General features: G+C 60.6%; 11 protein-coding genes. 1 reads left to right on the plus strand and 10 read right to left on the minus strand.

Going from position 1 to position 15138, the window contains the following annotated elements; translation table 11 throughout:
• Positions 1–4: 4 nt before the first annotated feature.
• Entirely contained in the window at positions 5–2284 is a 2280-nt protein-coding gene (locus tag AAEZ08_RS21550) for a YgiQ family radical SAM protein (protein ID WP_500125104.1), read from the minus strand.
• Positions 2285–2452: 168 nt separating this feature from the next.
• Here AAEZ08_RS21550 and AAEZ08_RS21555 point away from each other — a divergent pair, with 168 nt between their 5' ends.
• Positions 2453–4318, plus strand: a complete 1866-nt coding sequence (locus AAEZ08_RS21555) for a diguanylate cyclase domain-containing protein (protein WP_500125105.1) — start codon at positions 2453–2455, stop codon at positions 4316–4318.
• Here the strand turns inward: AAEZ08_RS21555 and alr are convergent.
• The 9 genes from alr to rnr all read right to left on the minus strand — a co-directional run bounded on the left by alr (position 4306) and on the right by rnr (position 14859).
• Positions 4306–5382, minus strand: coding sequence for an alanine racemase (gene alr / locus AAEZ08_RS21560; RefSeq protein WP_500125106.1), 1077 nt, complete (start codon positions 5380–5382; stop codon positions 4306–4308). The two genes, AAEZ08_RS21555 and alr, sit on opposite strands and share 13 nt — an antisense overlap.
• Before the next feature lie 132 nt (positions 5383–5514).
• Positions 5515–6909: a replicative DNA helicase gene (dnaB, locus tag AAEZ08_RS21565; RefSeq protein ID WP_003283115.1), complete on the minus strand. Its 1395-nt coding sequence runs from the start codon at positions 6907–6909 to the stop codon at positions 5515–5517.
• Between the two features lie 103 nt (positions 6910–7012).
• Entirely contained in the window at positions 7013–7459 is a 447-nt protein-coding gene (gene rplI / locus AAEZ08_RS21570) for a 50S ribosomal protein L9 (protein ID WP_003283114.1), read from the minus strand.
• A 21-nt stretch (positions 7460–7480) separates the two neighbouring features.
• Entirely contained in the window at positions 7481–8374 is an 894-nt protein-coding gene (locus AAEZ08_RS21575) for a hypothetical protein (protein WP_500125107.1), read from the minus strand.
• Positions 8375–8408: 34 nt separating this feature from the next.
• Complete coding sequence (rpsR, locus tag AAEZ08_RS21580) at positions 8409–8639, minus strand: 30S ribosomal protein S18 (RefSeq protein ID WP_003283112.1); 231 nt, start codon at positions 8637–8639, stop codon at positions 8409–8411.
• Positions 8640–8667: 28 nt separating this feature from the next.
• Positions 8668–9084: a 30S ribosomal protein S6 gene (rpsF, locus tag AAEZ08_RS21585; RefSeq protein ID WP_003283109.1), complete on the minus strand. Its 417-nt coding sequence runs from the start codon at positions 9082–9084 to the stop codon at positions 8668–8670.
• A 178-nt stretch (positions 9085–9262) separates the two neighbouring features.
• Positions 9263–11428, minus strand: coding sequence for a PAS domain-containing protein (locus AAEZ08_RS21590; protein WP_058065088.1), 2166 nt, complete (start codon positions 11426–11428; stop codon positions 9263–9265).
• A gap of 177 nt (positions 11429–11605) precedes the next feature.
• Complete coding sequence (gene rlmB, locus AAEZ08_RS21595; RefSeq protein ID WP_003283107.1) at positions 11606–12361, minus strand: 23S rRNA (guanosine(2251)-2'-O)-methyltransferase RlmB; 756 nt, start codon at positions 12359–12361, stop codon at positions 11606–11608.
• A complete protein-coding gene (gene rnr, locus AAEZ08_RS21600; RefSeq protein WP_102821343.1) occupies positions 12358–14859 on the minus strand; it encodes a ribonuclease R in 2502 nt (833 codons plus the stop codon). The genes rlmB and rnr overlap by 4 nt, the downstream gene beginning before the upstream one ends.
• Positions 14860–15138 lie beyond the last annotated feature (279 nt).

A 15138-nucleotide genomic window follows, 5' to 3' on the forward strand; every position in this document is an offset into this window, starting at 1 on the left:
TCGGTTAGCGGGGTGCCACGGGGCGTTGTGGCTTGCCCCCTTTGCCCGCCGGCTTACCCCCTTTAGCCGCCTTACGCCGAGCTTCAGCGGCAGCCTTGGCCTGCTCGCGCTTGTCCCAGGCATTGCCGTCGTGGCTCCGCGGTGGCAAACCGTTGTGCTGGGTGAGGATCTGCCCGCCCTGCCCCGCCTTTTTGCTACCCACCGGAGTGGAGTTCTTGCGCCGCGCGCTCTGATAGCCATCGGTAGCCGGCTGATGAGCCGGAATAAGCTGCTGCTTGCCGCTGCCGATCAGATCAGCGCGGCCCATACGAATCAGCGCCTCACGCAGCAGCGGCCAGCCCTTGGGATCGTGGTAACGCAGGAAGGCTTTGTGCAGGCGCCGCTGTTCCTCGCTCTTGACCACGGTGACGCCTTCGCTCTTGTAGGTCACCTTGCGCAGCGGGTTCTTGCCGGTGTGGTACATGGCGGTTGCCGAGGCCATTGGCGACGGATAGAACGCCTGCACCTGGTCAGCGCGGAAGCCATTGGCTTTCAGCCACAGCGCGAGATTCATCATGTCCTCGTCAGTGGTGCCCGGATGCGCAGCGATGAAGTACGGGATCAGATACTGCTCCTTGCCCGCCTCCTTCGAGTACTTCTCGAACATCCGCTTGAAGCGATCATAGGTGCCGATGCCCGGCTTCATCATCTTGTCCAGCGGACCACGCTCGGTGTGCTCCGGGGCAATCTTCAGATAGCCGCCGACGTGGTGGGTGACCAGCTCCTTGACGTATTCCGGCGACTCCACGGCGAGGTCGTAGCGCAGGCCGGAGGCGATCAGGATCTTCTTCACGCCCGGCAGTGCACGTGCCTTGCGGTACAGTTCGATCAGCGAGCTGTGATCAGTATTGAGGTTCTCGCAGATACCGGGGAACACGCAGGACGGCTTGCGGCAGTGCTTCTCGATTTCGTGGCTCTTGCAGGCCAGGCGATACATGTTGGCGGTCGGCCCGCCGAGGTCAGAGACCACGCCGGTAAAGCCCGGCACGTTTTTCATCTCCTCGATCTCGTGCAGGATCGACTCGTGGGAACGGCTCTGGATGATGCGCCCCTCATGCTCGGTGATCGAGCAGAAGGTGCAGCCACCGAAGCAGCCACGCATGATGTTCACCGAGAAGCGGATCATCTCGTAGGCCGGGATCTTCGCTCCCGCGTAGGCCGGATGCGGCACGCGCGCATAGGGCGCGGCGAACACGTAATCCATTTCCTCGGTGGTCAGGGGAATCGGCGGCGGGTTGAGCCACAACTCACGGTCGTCGTGTCGCTGGACCAGCGCGCGGGCATTACCGGGGTTGGTCTCCAGGTGCAACACCCGGTTGGCGTGGGCGTACAGCGCCGGATCGTTGCGCACCTTTTCGAAGGACGGCAGGCGGATTACCGTCCTGTCACGCTCAATCTTCGGGCTCGGCAGTAGTTGAACGACCTTGGCCTCGTTCGGATCCTCGATCGCACCCTTCTCCTGCTCAATGGCACAGGCTTGCAGATCCTGGGTGTTTACGTACGGGTTGATGATCTTGTCGACCTTGCCCGGACGGTCGATGCGCGTGGAGTCGATCTCGAACCAGCCCTCGGGCGTGTCCTTGCGAATGAACGCCGTGCCGCGCACATCGGTGATCGCTTCGATTGGCTCGCCGCGGGCCAGGCGCTGCGCCACCTCGACGATGGCGCGCTCGGCGTTGCCATAGAGCAGCACATCCGCCGTGGCATCCATCAGGATCGAGCGGCGCACCTTGTCCGACCAGTAGTCGTAATGGGCAATGCGGCGCAGCGAGGCCTCGATGCCGCCAAGCACCACCGGCACGTGCTTGTAGGCTTCTTTGCAGCGCTGGCTGTAGACCAGGCTGGCGCGATCGGGCCGCTTGCCAGCCAGACCGCCGGCGGTATAAGCGTCATCGGAGCGCACCTTACGGTCGGCGGTGTAGCGATTGATCATCGAATCCATGTTGCCGGCGGCAACACCGAAGAACAGATTCGGCTCGCCAAGCTTCATGAAGTCGTCTTTGCTCTGCCAGTCCGGCTGACTGATGATCCCGACGCGAAAGCCCTGCGCTTCGAGCAGACGACCGATGATCGCCATACCGAAGGACGGGTGATCAACGTAGGCATCACCGGTGACAATGATGATGTCGCAGGAATCCCAGCCGAGCTGATCCATCTCCTCCCTGCTCATCGGCAGGAACGGCGCCGGACCGAAACACTCGGCCCAGTACTTGGGATAGTCGAACAATGGCTTGACGGCGTGCATGGCGGGAAACCGGGACAACGAAAACGGGCGCGGAATATAGCACAAAAAATAACCAAGCCCGACTACCACGCAGGGTCTTTATCGACCTTCGCGACGGGCGCGCGCAGTGTCACCGCCGCCCGCTATACTCGCGCGACTCAACCACTGCTTCGAGCCCGGGAGTGTCTGGTGCGCGTCGTCCTTTTCGCCTTGCTCCTGAGCCTTTGCAGCCTGGCCCCCGCCCATGCCGAAACCGCCTTCCTGAATGCCAGTGACAGTGGCCGTGGCCTGAACGCCCACATCACGCTGCTGGCCGATCCCAGGGCGGAGCTGAGCATCGAAGACCTGCAACGCCCGGACGTACAGACGCGCTTCCAGCCGGCCGAAGGCAAGGCCAGCGTCGGACAGAGCCCGCATCCCTGGTGGATACGCGTCAGTCTGCAGCGCGAAAGCGGCGCGCCGTCGCTGTGGTGGCTGGAGGTTGGCTCAGTGACGTTGAAAGATCTGCGCCTCTACCTGCCGGATGGAAATGGCGGCTGGCAGGAGCGTCAGTCCGGCGAGCTGGTGAGATTTGCCGAGAGCCGCGACCATCCTTACCGACGCATGCTTTTCAAACTTCCCGAGCTTAGCGACCAGCAACCTCTGACCTTCTATTTGCGAAGCCATGATCCCGCCGGCAACTCCTTTCCGCTAAAGGTCTGGCAGCTCGATGCCCTGCAGGAGCAAGCGGTAGGCGAAAACCTGTTTCTCGGCCTGATTTATGGCGTCATCCTGGCAATGCTGATGTACAACCTGTTCATCTTCCTCAGCCTTCGTGACAACGCGTATTTCTGGTACGTGATGACCACCAGCGGCGCGCTGTTGATGATCCTGGCGATGACCGGTCATGGTTTCCAGTACCTCTGGCCAAATGGCCCGGTGCCCTTTTGGCTCGACCGCATCAGCATCCCGGCGCTCTGGGGATTCAGCGCCTGCCGCTTCACCCAGACGCTGTTGCAGACACGGCAATTCGTGCCCTGGGCCCACCGCCTGCTGACCTTTGCCTTGACGCTGTATGTCTCCGCCGTGCTGCTCAACGCCTTCGGCTGGCGCGCGTTCGGCGCCTGGGTATTCGTGGCGCTGGCGCTCACCGCGATCCCCGCCTCGCTGTGGGCTTCGTTCCGCCGCTGGCGCCAGGGATATTTCCCAGCGCTGCTTTATCTGCTCGGTTTCGGCGTGATCCTGGGCAGCGTCAATCTGCTTCTACTGCGCGCCACCGGTCTGGTTCAGCCAGCCCCTTGGAATGCGCACATTTTTCCACTGGCAGTCGCCGCAGAGTCAATCCTGTTCTCTTTCGCCCTGGCCTACCGCATCCAGATACTCAAACAGGAACGGGCAACAGCTCTGGAACACGCCGACCAGGAGAAAACCGCCCGACTGAAGCAGGTACAGGACAGCGCCGAGCAGCTGAGCATGGCGGTGGAAATGCGCACTGCCGAGCTCGCCGAAGCCAACCGACATCTGAGCGAGCGGGAAGTCGAGCTCAAGCAGGTTGCTTTCCATGACCCGCTAACCGAGTTGCCCAACCGACGCTATCTCATCGAACGCGTAGAGATGGCGCTGAGCGATGCCCGGCGCCGCGATGAATCCATCGCCCTGCTGCTCATCGACCTGGACCACTTCAAGCCGATCAACGACAGCCACGGCCACGATGCTGGCGACCTGTTACTGCGTGCGCTCAGCCAGCGTCTGCGCGATCTGGTGCGCAGCAGTGACATGGCGGCGCGGCTGGGAGGGGATGAGTTCGCTGTGCTGCTAACCGGGCCAAACGTCGAACAAGACGCTGCCCAGATCGCCGAAAGGCTGTTGCACGAGCTGTCCCAGCCCGTGCCGTACCGCGACGTAAGCCTGGCCGTTACGGTTAGCGTTGGCGCGGCCTTCTTCCCGCGCCATGCCGAGGGATTTTCACAGTTGTACAAAGCTGCCGACGAGGCGCTCTACCGTGCCAAACACCAAGGCCGCGGGAACTGGGTTCAGCAGGAAAAACAACCGCTGCCCGCCGATCAACCGACGTAACGCCGCGGCACCCGCCCGGTCACCTTGGTCAGCAACTCGTAGCCGATAGTCCCGCAGGCCTTCGCCAGCTCGTCGATCGGCATCTGCGCGCCCCACAGCTCCACCGCATCGCCCACCTGCGCCTGCGGCAGATCGGTGAGATCCACCGCCAGCATGTCCATCGACACCCGGCCGGCCAGCGGTACGCGCTGGCCATGAATCATCACCGAGGTGCCCAAAGGCGCGGTACGCGGATAGCCATCGGCATAGCCGCAGCTGACGGTGCCGATTCGCGAGGCGCGCTGCGCGATCCAGCTGGCGCCATAGCCGACGCTTTCACCTTGCGGCACATCGCGCACGGCGATCAGCGCACCGGTCAGCGTCATCACCGGGCGCAACCCCAGTTCATGCGCGCTTAGCTCGGCAAATGGCGTGGCGCCATAGAGCATGATGCCAGGGCGAATCCAGGCCATGTGAGCTTGCGGCAGCGTCAGCACCGCCGCGGAATTGGCCAACGAACAGTTATCGAACTCCAGGGCCAGCAATTCACTGTAGCGCTCCAGCTGCAACTCAGTCAGAGCATGACCGCGCTCATCGGCGCAGGCAAAGTGACTGATCAAGTTGAGCTCGCCGACCTGCGCCTTACCTTTGAGCTGTGCATGGCACTCACGCAAGCCTTGCAGGGTGAAGCCGAGCCTGTGCATGCCCGAATCCAGCTTCAGCCAGACATTCAGTGGCCGACTCAGATCGGCGGCCAGCAGCCAATCGGCCTGTCGCTGATCCTGGACGGCAACATCCAACCCAAGCTCGGCGGCGCGCAAATATTCGGCTGGCTCGAAACAGCCTTCCAGCAACAGGATGCGCGCCTCGGGCGCACTGAGCCGCACCTCTTCCGCTTCTTCCAGGCAGGCCACGGCAAAGCCATCGGCAATCTCGCACAAGGCCGCAACTGCTTCCCGTGAGCCATGCCCGTAGGCGTTGGCCTTGACCACGGCGAAAGCCTGGCGCTGCGGTGCGCATTGCTTGGCGAGCAGGTAGTTGTGACGAAGCGCGGTCAGATCGACCGTGGCAACCAGCGGACGCATGTAGTTTTTCCTGTACAACGGCGGGTGGTCGAAATCTTACTCCTGTCGACTCTATCGCGCAGGCAGAGGTTCTAGTGCCAGGCGGGCGCCGATGTCGCCCGCCTCTGAAACACAATAGCCACGCCGCTTCGATTACTCATCGTCGAACTGGTAGCTGCCCGGGGCCAGGTTTTCAAAACGCGAGTATCTGCCGAGAAAAGCCAGACGCGTGGTGCCGATAGGACCGTTACGCTGCTTGCCGATGATGATTTCGGCGACGCCCTTGTACTCGGTTTCCGGGTGATAGACCTCATCCCGGTAGACGAACATGATGATATCGGCGTCCTGCTCGATCGCTCCCGATTCGCGCAAGTCGGAGTTCACTGGGCGTTTGTTGGGACGCTGCTCGAGTGAGCGGTTGAGCTGGGACAGGGCGATCACCGGGCAGTTGAATTCCTTCGCCAGGCCCTTGAGCGAGCGCGAAATTTCGGAAATTTCGTTGGTTCGGTTGTCGCCACTCGAGCCGGGAATCTGCATCAGCTGCAGGTAGTCGACCATGATCATGGCGATTTCGCCGTGCTCACGAGCCAGACGCCGGGTCCGCGCACGCATCTCCGATGGGCTGATTCCGGCGGTGTCATCGATGAACAGTTTGCGGTCGTTGAGCAGGTTTACCGCCGAGGTCAGACGTGGCCAGTCATCATCCTCGAGCTTACCGCCACGCACTTTGGTCTGGTCGATGCGACCCAGTGAAGCGAGCATACGAATGACGATGGAGTCGGCGGGCATTTCCAGGGAAAACACCAGCACCGCCTTGTCGGTGCGCAGCACGGCATTCTCGACGAGATTCATGGCAAAGGTCGTCTTACCCATCGAAGGACGACCAGCGACGATGATCAGGTCAGCCGGCTGCAGGCCGCTTGTAGCTTCATCCAGGTCTGTAAAGCCAGTGGACAGGCCGGTAATCGCCTCCCCTGCGTTGAACAGGGTGTCGATGCGGTCGATGGCCTTGACCAGAATGTCATTGATACCTACCGGCCCACCGGTCTTGGGTCGTGCCTCGGCGATCTGGAAGATCAACCGCTCGGCTTCGTCGAGAATTTCCTCGCCGGTACGGCCCTGCGGGGCGTAGGCGCTGTCGGCGATCTCGTTGCTGATGCCGATCAACTGCCGCAGCGTGGCTCGCTCGCGGATAATCTGTGCATAGGCCTTGATGTTCGCCACAGAGGGCGTGTTCTTCGCCAGCTCGCCAAGATAGGCCAGCCCGCCGATCTGTGGCAGGTGGCCTTCCTTGTCCAGCTGCTCGGATAGGGTAACCACGTCGAACGGTGAATTCCGTTCGGCCAATGTGTAGATCGCTCGAAAAATGAGGCGATGATCGTGGCGATAGAAATCGCCATCGGATACCTGGTCAAGCACGCGCTCCCAGGCATTGTTGTCCAGCATCAGACCGCCGAGCACTGCCTGCTCAGCCTCGATCGAGTGTGGCGGCACCTTTAGCGCTGCGGTTTCCAGATCGTATTGCTGGGGGACACTGATGTCGTTCATGGCACTCGGAATTCGTAACTACAGAAAAACAAAGGGCACGCTCCACTCGCGTGGAAACGTGCCCGATGTTACTCGTCAGGCACCAACGGTGCCAGACGAAGGCTTAGCCGGCTACGACGATCACTTTGACAGTCGCTTCGACGTCGGAGTGCAGGTGCACAGCCACGTCGTACTCACCAACCTGGCGGATGGTGCCGTTCGGCAGACGAACTTCGCTCTTCGCCACTTCAACGCCAGAGGCGGTCAGTGCGTCGGCGATGTCGTGAGTACCGATGGAACCGAACAGTTTGCCCTCATCGCCCGCGGTAGCAGTGATGGTGACTTCCAGTTCAGCCAGCTGAGCAGCGCGAGTTTCGGCGGAAGCCTTACGCTCGGCAGCAGCTTTTTCCAGATCAGCACGACGAGTTTCGAACTCGGCGATGTTAGCTGCAGTAGCAGCAGTAGCCTTGCGCTGCGGCAACAGGTAGTTGCGACCGTAACCAGACTTGACGTTTACCTTGTCGCCCAGGTTGCCCAGGTTTGCGACCTTTTCCAGCAGGATGACTTCCATTTGAGTCTTACCTCTTAACTTTTAACCTTCACCGTTCGCAGGTCCCGCACCGTTCTTACCGGCTGCGCGACCACGAAAATCAAACAGACTGTCGACAATGGCCAAAACGGCCAGTAACGGATAAATCAACTGCATGAACAGCACCAGCGTGACGTACAGCCCCACCAGCCAGAAGCGCGGTAGACGACCCTGAGCCACCAGACCGTGCATAAGCGCGATACCGGCGAACACCAGCGGAACACTGCACAACGGCGTTAGCACGGCCAACTGCGCACCAAGGTTCGGCCCCAGTAGCATGCCCACCAGCAGCAGAATCGCCAGCATCGGCGGCAACCGCAGCGCGCGAAACTCGCTGCCGAAACCGCCCGGGTTGTACAACGCCGCTTGCCAGTAGCGCCCCAGCATCAGGCTTAGCAAAGTGACGACCTGCAGCAGCGCGGCCAACAGGCCGGTCAGCACCGGTGCCAACAGCGACTCCACACGGCTGCGCTCTTCCACCGAAAGCTGCTGATAGGCGCCCGAAAATGCATCGGGCAACACTTTCTGCAGTTCGCTGGCCAGCGCCGCAATGGGCTCGCCGAACACCGCACCGAGAGCCCAGACATACAGCAGTCCGAGGCCCACACTGCACAACATCACCCGCACCCACGACGCCTGACCACGCAGCACCAAGGCAAGCCCGAACGAACCGAGCAATACCAGCAGAGTTCGCGGATCGCCGAAGTACCACCAGGCCAGTGCAGGCAATACGGCCCAGACCAGTACACCCAGCGCATCACTTAGGCCACGCCGCAACAGCACTAGGCTGCCTGCGGCGGCACTCAACCAGAACAGCATGGGCAGAGCTGCAGCACCAGCCACCACGAAGATGGCTTGCATACGGCCGCGCATGATGAACTCAGCCAAGGCGCGCATGCGATTTATCCTTTACTTCTGCCGACCAGCCGGATCAACGGCCGTGGCTGTCGGTGTAGGGCAGCAGGGCCAGGTAGCGGGCGCGCTTGATAGCGGTAGCCAGCTGACGCTGATAACGTGCCTTGGTTCCGGTGATACGGCTAGGAACAATCTTGCCGGTCTCGGAGATGTAGGCCTTCAGGGTGTTGAGATCCTTGTAGTCGATCTCTTTCACGCCTTCGGCGGTGAAACGGCAGAACTTACGACGACGGAAAAAACGTGCCATGAAATAGGCTCCTCAATAGATCCGTGGATTACTCGTCAGCGTTGTTATCGCTGTCACTGTCGCTCTCGCTGGAGCCATCAGTGCTGTCAGGGCGATCACGACGCTCACGGCGCTCGCTACGGTTTTCCTCGGCCTTGAGCATTTCAGACTGCTCGGTCTCGGCTTCGTCGCGACGGATGATCAGGTTGCGGATGACGGCGTCGTTGTAGCGGAAGTTGTCTTCCAGCTCGGCCAGAGCCTTGCCGCTGCACTCGACGTTCAGCATCACATAGTGAGCCTTGTGGACGTTGTTGATGGCATAAGCCAGCTGACGACGACCCCAGTCTTCCAGGCGGTGAATCTTGCCGCCGTCTTCTTCGATCAGCTTGGTGTAACGCTCCACCATGCCGCCGACCTGCTCGCTCTGGTCCGGGTGAACCAGAAAGATGATTTCGTAATGACGCATAATTGCTCCTTACGGGTTGCAGCCTGCCGACTATGCGGTCAGGCAAGGAGTGAATGACTTGTGTCCTGCCTGTAAAGAGGCGCGCAAACGCCTGCCACCCAGGCAAGGGGCGCCATTCTAGAGAAGGGTCATCAGGGGCGCAAGGCAAACTGGTGATTATTTAACCAGCGCAGCACATTCAGCTCCGCAGTGCCCCGCGCTCGGCTCGAATCCCCTCGAGCAACTGGCGAACCTGATGGATATCGTAGGGCTTGAGCATGGTACGAAGCCGATCCAGACCGACATCCGAAGCGCTGACCGCATACCCTGAAGCGATCACCAGAGACAGCTGCGGCTGCCGCACCCCGACCTCACGCACAAGATCGATACCGCTCATGCCCGCCAGCCCGACATCGGTAAGCAGCACATCGAAAGGCTGCTGTTCGAGAAGCTCCAGCGCCTCTTCGGCCGTTTCGCTCGCCACGACTTGATGACCGAGCTCCATCATCACTTCGCCGGTCAGCATGCGCAGAGTCGGATCATCCTCGACGAATAGAATCCTCAGCCCAGCATCGTCTGCGGTGACTCCGGGCTCAACGGCGGGCAGCAACGCGCCCGAAGCCTCACCCGCCTGGTCGAGGGGTCGCCCGCTGCCGGCCTGCTCGCCTTCGACGCAACGCGGCAGGTACACATGGACCACCGTGCCGCCGCACGCGCCGTCCTCCAGGCTAACGAAACCGCCGCTCTGTTTGACGAACCCATACACCATGCTCAGGCCCAGCCCAGATGCACTACCGTCCTGCTTGGTCGTAAAGAAGGGCTCGAAAGCACGGGCGCGAACGTCCGCACTCATGCCACTACCCTCATCGATGACACTGAGCAACACATAGTCGCCACTTGGCGCGTCCTGAGCAGATGACTCAGCCTGTCCGAGCGTACGGTTTTCCAGGCGCAACACCAACCGACCACTGCCCTCCATCGCCTCACGCGCATTAACCGCAAGGTTCAGGACCGCAGTCTGCAGATTGCCGACATCCACCAACACCGGCCAAGGCTTTCCCAGTACCTCGAGCTCGACCCGAACGGCTGAACCCAACGCACCATTGAGGAGCTCATGCATCTGCTCAAGCAGCTCCGGCAGGAGGATCTGGCGGGGAAGAAGCGGCTGGCGACTGGCAAACGCCAACAGCTGTGAAGCCAGGCGAGCGCCCTTTTCCACACCACTGACAGCAGAATCCAAACGTCGCGCGGCAGTCTCATCACTGCCGAGACTGCGCCGCAGCAATTGCAGGTTACCGCCGATGATCTGCAGCATATTATTGAAGTCATGGGCGATGCCGCCGGTCAGCTTACCTACCGCCTCCAGCCGCTGCGCCTGCAGCAAGGCTTGCTCGGCGACCTGTCGCTCAGCCTCGCTCTGTTGTAAGGCCAGCGTGCGCTCGTCAACCAGCTCTTCAAGATGATCGCGATACCGACGTAGCTCCGTTTCATTGCGCTGCTGCTCGGTCACATCCTGCCCCTGAACGAAGATGCCGATGACAGCGCCGTCATTCTCAAGGATCGGCTGCAGAACGAAATCCAGAATTGTCTCTTCCGGGTCTCTGTCGGGCTGTCGCTTGAGAAATAGGGGTACGCGCTTGCCGATATAAGCCTGACCTGTTCGATAGACTTCGTCGAGCAGCCCGATAAGGGCCTGCCCTTCGATCTCTGGCAATCCCTCTCGAACCGTCTTACCGAGCAACTGCCGATGGCCGGTGACCTGCCGATAGGCATCGTTGACCAGTTCGTAAACATGACTTGGCCCGCGCAAAAAGCAGACAAACCCTGGCGCCTGGGAGAAAAGCCGACGTAGCTGCTCGCCCTCGGACTGCAGCAACTTGGCGCGCGACATGACGTCCTGCTCGAGCTGCTGCACTGGCTGCTTTCCGATTACCGATTCACTCAGCGAGCGCCTCATGGACTGCAGCTCGGTGATGTCAGAGGTGTGCTGCAATATCGCAACAACCTCACCTTGTTCATCAAGGATAGGTGTGTGCGTAGCGCTCCAGTAGCGATCCTCATAAACGGGGCCGAGCGGTGTTTGACGCGCTATGGAGTAGCGAATTACCGGCAGCGTATCAACCGCTTTGCGGCTGAGAACCCGCGCGAAGGAGTCCAGCAGCTCCTGCACGCGGGTCGTCTCCGGACTTGACGGGTCGGCAGCAAACGCCTCGTGTAGGCGCTGCCCGCGGATATCGTCCAGTTTTCGCCCGGTCAGATTCAGATACGCTGCATTGGCGTCCATGATGACCAGATCGCGATCAAGCAGAACATAAGCGTTCGGGGATAGCCGGAAAAGGCTTTCGAAAGACGGGCGCTGCTGCATACAACCTCCATGGTACGAGCCTGACGCCGCGTAACGAACTCAGCAAGGCTCCGAAAACAACCGGAGCCCTCAAGCAATATGACGAGAAGCCGCTATCCGGCGGATGGGCCTGGGACAGCGATTGACCACAAAAAAGTCAATCGGTTTCAGATGAGCGTCAGCTGCGGACCGGAGGACTCAGCCCGCAGCCTTTACGGTCTTGCGCTGACGCAATGCCTCGAATAGGCAAACACCAGTGGCAACGGAAACGTTCAGACTGCTAACGCTCCCCGCCATGGGCAGACGCACCAGATAGTCGCAATGCTCACGGGTCAAACGCCGCATACCGCGACCCTCGGCGCCCATGATAAGAACAATGGGGCCTTTGAGATCCTGATCGTAGAGCGACTGTTCGGCCTCACCAGCCGTACCGACGACCCACAACCCCCGCTGCTGAAGCTTCTCCAGCGTACGCGCAAGATTGGTCACCGCCACTAACGGGATAACCTCAGCCGCACCACAAGCGACCTTGCGCACCGTAGCGTTGAGCGTGGCCGACTTGTCCTTGGGCACGATCACCGCAAGCGCGCCGGCCGCGTCGGCAGTTCGCATGCACGCGCCAAGATTGTGCGGATCAGTGACACCGTCCAGCACAAGCAACAAAGGAGGTCCATCCGCTCGATCGAGTAGCTCTTCGAGCATCGCCTCGCCCCAGACCTGACTCGGGCTGACCTCAGCCACAACGCCCTGATGAACGCCTTCAACCCAGGCGTCCATTTCCCGACGCTCACACTGCCCGACGCTGACGCGCGCCTGCGCTGCGAGCTCAATCAGCACCTGAGCGCGCGGATCGCCACGCCCTTCGGCAAGCCACACCTGCTTCACGCGCTTCGGATGATGGCGCAGCAGTGCCTCAACGGCATGCACGCCATAGATCTTTTCCAGCTGACTCATGACTTGGCCTTGCGCTTTCTAGAGCCGCTGCTCGGGCCGGAAGGCTTATCAGCCGACTTGGCCGCAGACTTCGGCTTGGCAGAGGCCGACCGCCCCTTGCTAGCGCTCGCCTTGTCACCCTTGTCTTTCCTGCCGCCCTTGGCATCTGCCATGAGAGCCTTTTTAAGCTCACGACTTTTACGCACATCCGCGTTACCAGGCTCACGACCGCGCCCCTCGCCATCTCGCTGTCCCGGTGCAGTCTTGCTACCGCCCCCGATCAGTTCGAAATCGATCTTGCGCTCATCCAGATCGACACGCATGACTCGCACTTCGACGCTATCACCGAGACGGAAACTGCGCCCACTGCGCTCGCCGGACAGGCGATGGTGCAGCGGATCGAAGTGGTAATAATCGCCCGGCATCGCCGTAACGTGCACCAGACCTTCGACATAGATATCCGTCAGCTCGACGAACAGACCGAAGCCGGTTACCGCAGTGATGACGCCTGGGAATGTCTCGCCGACGCGATCCTTCATGAACTCGCACTTGAGCCAGTTGGTGACGTCGCGGGTAGCCTCGTCAGCCCGCCGCTCGGTCATCGAGCACTGCTCGCCCAACTGCTCCAGTGCCGCCTCGTCGTAAGGATAGATACGCGCCTTCGGCATGCTGGTCGCGCCTTCACGGCGCACGTGCGGCGTATCGCGACGGGAACGGATGACGCTGCGGATAGCCCGATGCACCAGCAGGTCAGGATAGCGCCGGATCGGTGAAGTAAAGTGCGCATAGGCTTCGTAGTTCAGACCGAAGTGCCCGTGATTCTCGGCGCTATACACCGCCTGGCTCAGTGAGCGCAGCATGACGGTCTGGATGACATGGAAATCCGGACGACCCTGAATCTGCTCCAGCAGCGCCTGATAATCCTTCGGCGTCGGCCCCTCCTTGCCCTTGTGCAGGGACAAGCCGAGCTCGCCCAGAAACGCACGCAGCTTTTCCTGGCGCTCCAGCGGCGGCGCATCGTGGACACGATAGAGCGCGGGGATCTCATGTTTCTGCAGGAATGCCGCTGTGGCCACGTTGGCGCAGAGCATGCACTCCTCGATCAGCTTGTGCGCATCGTTGCGCTCCGTAGGCTTGATCTCGGCGATCTTGCGGTCGGCACCAAAGACGATGCGCGTTTCCTGGGTCTCGAAATCGATCGCACCGCGGGTATGACGCGCTTTTAGCAGTACCTTGTAGAGCGAATAGAGCTGCTTGAGATGCGGCAATACTTCGGCGTACTCCCCGCTCAGCTGCTTGCCCTCATTGGACTTGGGCTGCTCGAGCATCGAGCTGACCTTGTTGTAGGTCAGCCGCGCGTGTGAGTGGATCACCGCCTCATAGAACTGGTAATCGGTCATTTTCCCAGCCTTGCTGAGGGTGACCTCACAAACCATCGCCAAGCGGTCGACCTGCGGATTCAACGAGCAAAGACCGTTGGAAAGCTGCTCGGGCAGCATTGGCACGACACGCTCAGGGAAATACACCGAGTTGCCGCGAACCAAAGCTTCCTTGTCGAGCGCCGATTCGACTTTGACATAATGCGAAACGTCAGCAATCGCCACATACAGCCTGAAGCCGCCGGTTAGCACCTTCCAGCCACCCAGCTTCTCGCAGTACACCGCGTCGTCGAAGTCGCGGGCATCCTCGCCATCGATAGTCACGAACGGCAGATGACGCAGATCGACGCGCTTGTGCTTGTCCTTTTCTTCCACTTCGGGCTTGAGTCGCGAAGCTTCCTTCAACACCGCCTCAGGCCACACGTGCGGAATGTCGAAGCTGCGTAGCGCCACATCGATTTCCATGCCCGGCGCCATGTAGTTGCCGATCACTTCGACGATGTCACCTTGCGGCTGGAAACGCTGCGTAGGCCAATGAGTGATCTTTACCTCGACGAACTGACCGGGCTTGGCGTTCAACGCCCGCCCCGGCGTAACCAGCACTTCCTGCTGGATTTTGGGGTTGTCTGGTATGACGAAGCCGACATCACTCTCGACGTGATAGCGGCCCACAATGCTTTCGTGGGCGCGACTGATTACCTCAACGACCGCACCTTCGCGTCGGCCCCGCCGATCAAGTCCGGCGACTCGCGCCAGGCAGCGATCGCCGTCGAAAACCAGCCGCATTTGCGCAGGACTGAGAAACAGGTCATCGCTGCCATCATCCGGGATCAAGAACCCGAAACCATCACGATGGCCACTTACACGACCACAAACCAGGTCCAGCTTGTCCACCGGGGCATAGGTGCCACGCCGGGTGTAGATCAGCTGACCATCTCGCTCCATCGCTCGCAGACGGCGACGTAGCGCTTCGATATCCTCTTCGGACACAAGCCCGAACTCTTCGACCAGCTGCTCGCGGGCGGCAGGCGAGCCGCGCTCACTCAAGTGCTGGAGGATCAGCTCGCGGCTAGGAATAGGGTTGTCGTACTTTTCCGCTTCACGAGCGGCCTCGGGATCGAGGGATTGCCAATCGGCCATTAAGAGATGTCACCTTTCATTCATTTATAGGGACAGAACGTCCTCTATCTATTGAAGCGCGAATTGCTCTCTGACGGCAGCTTTCGCGCGAATTATTTTTCGCCATCAGGGGTTTACAAGGCAATACCTCGGCCGTATAGTTCGCGCCCACAATGTCTGGTAGACGTTGTAACACGGAAACGGCTAAGTATCATCGTTTCCCGTGCCCAGGTGGCGGAATTGGTAGACGCACTAGGTTCAGGTCCTAGCGGTGGCAACACCGTGGAAGTTCGAGTCTTC

This window comes from Pseudomonas sp. E45-MNA-CIBAN-0222 (assembly GCF_040310405.1).
Taxonomy (GTDB): Bacteria; Pseudomonadota; Gammaproteobacteria; order Pseudomonadales; family Pseudomonadaceae; genus Stutzerimonas; species Stutzerimonas stutzeri_AC.

Bases quoted from the DNA above. Each gene is read 5' to 3' on its own strand.
- AAEZ08_RS21550 (WP_500125104.1), bottom strand. From the start codon at position 2,284: ATGCACGCCGTCAAGCCATTGTTCGACTATCCCAAGTACTGGGCCGAG.
- alr (WP_500125106.1), bottom strand. From the start codon at position 5,382: ATGCGTCCGCTGGTTGCCACGGTCGATCTGACCGCGCTTCGTCACAAC.
- dnaB (WP_003283115.1), bottom strand. From the start codon at position 6,909: ATGAACGACATCAGTGTCCCCCAGCAATACGATCTGGAAACCGCAGCG.
- rplI (WP_003283114.1), bottom strand. From the start codon at position 7,459: ATGGAAGTCATCCTGCTGGAAAAGGTCGCAAACCTGGGCAACCTGGGC.
- AAEZ08_RS21575 (WP_500125107.1), bottom strand. From the start codon at position 8,374: ATGCGCGCCTTGGCTGAGTTCATCATGCGCGGCCGTATGCAAGCCATC.
- rpsR (WP_003283112.1), bottom strand. From the start codon at position 8,639: ATGGCACGTTTTTTCCGTCGTCGTAAGTTCTGCCGTTTCACCGCCGAA.
- rpsF (WP_003283109.1), bottom strand. From the start codon at position 9,084: ATGCGTCATTACGAAATCATCTTTCTGGTTCACCCGGACCAGAGCGAG.
- AAEZ08_RS21590 (WP_058065088.1), bottom strand. From the start codon at position 11,428: ATGCAGCAGCGCCCGTCTTTCGAAAGCCTTTTCCGGCTATCCCCGAAC.
- rlmB (WP_003283107.1), bottom strand. From the start codon at position 12,361: ATGAGTCAGCTGGAAAAGATCTATGGCGTGCATGCCGTTGAGGCACTG.
- rnr (WP_102821343.1), bottom strand. From the start codon at position 14,859: ATGGCCGATTGGCAATCCCTCGATCCCGAGGCCGCTCGTGAAGCGGAA.